Source organism: Xenorhabdus eapokensis (genome assembly GCF_001908105.1).
The window spans coordinates 29,575-32,731 of sequence record NZ_MKGQ01000031.1; the positions used below are offsets into that span (position 1 = coordinate 29,575).

At 53.2% G+C, this 3,157-nt stretch carries 1 rRNA gene; it reads right to left on the reverse strand.

Going from position 1 to position 3,157, the window contains the following annotated elements:
- Positions 1–134: 134 nt before the first annotated feature.
- A 23S ribosomal RNA gene (locus tag Xedl_RS41245) occupies positions 135–3,045 on the reverse strand.
- Positions 3,046–3,157 lie beyond the last annotated feature (112 nt).

Sequence of the window (3,157 nt, forward strand, 5' to 3'; positions counted from 1 at the left end):
CTGAGTTCGGCATGGGGTCAGGTGGGACCACCGCGCTCTTGCCGCCAGACAAATCCTGTTTTCAATCCCGAACAAGCTGTTTTCTCTCTCTGAAACTTTCTCTTCTCTCATGCCCAAAACACCTTCGGTGTTGTCAGGTTAAGCCGCACGGTTCATTAGTACTGGTTAGCTCAACGTCTCGCAACGCTTACACACCCAGCCTATCTACGTCCTCGTCTCGAACGCTCCTTCAGTACCCTCTAAGGAGTAAGGGAAGACTCATCTTAAGGCAAGTTTCCCGCTTAGATGCTTTCAGCGGTTATCTCTTCCGCACTTAGCTACCGGGCAGTGCCATTGGCATGACAACCCGAACACCAGTGGTGCGTCCACTCCGGTCCTCTCGTACTAGGAGCAGCCCCTTGCAATCTTCCAACGCCCACGGCAGATAGGGACCGAACTGTCTCACGACGTTCTAAACCCAGCTCGCGTACCACTTTAAATGGCGAACAGCCATACCCTTGGGACCTACTTCAGCCCCAGGATGTGATGAGCCGACATCGAGGTGCCAAACACCGCCGTCGATATGAACTCTTGGGCGGTATCAGCCTGTTATCCCCGGAGTACCTTTTATCCGTTGAGCGATGGCCCTTCCATTCAGAACCACCGGATCACTAAGACCTACTTTCGTACCTGCTCGAGCCGTCACTCTCGCAGTCAAGCTAGCTTATGCCTTTGCACTAACCTCACGATGTCCGACCGTGATTAGCTAACCTTCGTGCTCCTCCGTTACTCTTTGGGAGGAGACCGCCCCAGTCAAACTACCCACCAGACACTGTCCGCAACCCGGATAACGGGCCTACGTTAGAACATCAAACATTCAAGGGTGGTATTTCAAGGATGGCTCCATGCAGACTGGCGTCCACACTTCACAGCCTCCCACCTATCCTACACATCAAGGCTCAAGGTTCAGTGTCAAGCTATAGTAAAGGTTCACGGGGTCTTTCCGTCTTGCCGCGGGTACACTGCATCTTCACAGCGAGTTCAATTTCACTGAGTCTCGGGTGGAGACAGCCTGGCCATCATTACGCCATTCGTGCAGGTCGGAACTTACCCGACAAGGAATTTCGCTACCTTAGGACCGTTATAGTTACGGCCGCCGTTTACTGGGGCTTCGATCAAGAGCGTCGCCTTGCGGCTAACCCCATCAATTAACCTTCCAGCACCGGGCAGGCGTCACACCGTATACGTCCACTTTCGTGTTTGCACAGTGCTGTGTTTTTATTAAACAGTTGCAGCCAGCTGGTATCTGCGACTGGCCTCGGCTCCGGGAGCAAGTCCCTTCACCTGACGCCAGCGTGCCTTCTCCCGAAGTTACGGCACCATTTTGCCTAGTTCCTTCACCCGAGTTCTCTCAAGCGCCTGAGTATTCTCTACCTGACCACCTGTGTCGGTTTGGGGTACGATTCAATGTTACCTGAGGCTTAGAGGCTTTTCCTGGAAGCAGGGCATCTGTCACTTCAGCACCGTAGTGCCTCGTCATCACGCCTCAGCCTTAAAGCACCCCGGATTTCCCTGGGATGCCAGCCTACACGCTTAAACCGGGACGACCGTCGCCCGGATGACATAGCCTTCTCCGTCCCCCCTTCGCAGTAACACCGAGTACAGGACTATTAACCTGTTTCCCATCGACTACGCTTTTCAGCCTCGCCTTAGGGGTCGACTCACCCTGCCCCGATTAACGTTGGACAGGAACCCTTGGTCTTCCGGCGAGCGGGTTTTTCACCCGCTTTATCGTTACTTATGTCAGCATTCGCACTTCTGATACCTCCAGCAAACCTCACAGTTCACCTTCGCCGGCTTACAGAACGCTCCCCTACCCAACAACACCTAAATGTCGCTGCCGCAGCTTCGGTGCATGGTTTAGCCCCGTTACATCTTCCGCGCAGGCCGACTCGACCAGTGAGCTATTACGCTTTCTTTAAATGATGGCTGCTTCTAAGCCAACATCCTGGCTGTCTGAGCCTTCCCACTTCGTTTCCCACTTAACCATGACTTGGGGACCTTAGCTGGCGGTCTGGGTTGTTTCCCTCTTCACGACGGACGTTAGCACCCGCCGTGTGTCTCCCGTGATAACATTCTTCGGTATTCGCAGTTTGCATCGGGTTGGTAAGTCGGGATGACCCCCTAGCCGAAACAGTGCTCTACCCCCGAAGATGAATTCACGAGGCGCTACCTAAATAGCTTTCGGGGAGAACCAGCTATCTCCCGGTTTGATTGGCCTTTCACCCCCAGCCACAAGTCATCCGCTAATTTTTCAACATTAGTCGGTTCGGTCCTCCAGTTAGTGTTACCCAACCTTCAACCTGCCCATGGCTAGATCACCGGGTTTCGGGTCTATACCCTGCAACTTAACGCCCAGTTAAGACTCGGTTTCCCTGCGGCTCCCCTATGCGGTTAACCTTGCTACAGAATATAAGTCGCTGACCCATTATACAAAAGGTACGCAGTCACCCTGATAAATCAAGGCTCCCACTGCTTGTACGTACACGGTTTCAGGTTCTTTTTCACTCCCCTCGCCGGGGTTCTTTTCGCCTTTCCCTCACGGTACTGGTTCACTATCGGTCAGTCAGGAGTATTTAGCCTTGGAGGATGGTCCCCCCATATTCAGACAGGATACCACGTGTCCCGCCCTACTCTTCGAGCTCACAATACCAGTGTCTTCGGATACGGGGCTCTCACCCTTTACTGCCGGCCTTTCCAGACCGTTCTCCTGACACTGCTATCGCTGATGGCTCTGGGCTCCTCCCCGTTCGCTCGCCGCTACTGGGGGAATCTCGGTTGATTTCTTTTCCTCGGGGTACTGAGATGTTTCAGTTCCCCCGGTTCGCCTCCTTACCCTATGAATTCAGATAAGGATAGTGCAACGGATTGCACTGGGTTTCCCCATTCGGACATCGCCGGCTGATAACGCTTCATATCAGCTCACCGGCGCTTTTCGCAGATTAGCACGTCCTTCATCGCCTCTGACTGCCTAGGCATCCACCGTGTACGCTTAGTCGCTTAACCTCACAACCCGAAGGTGTCTTCGGACTGGAGTTTTTGAGAGACTCATCAATGTTATCGTTCAACAACATCGATTGTTTCAAATTTTCAGCTTGTTCCAGATTGTTAAAGAGCA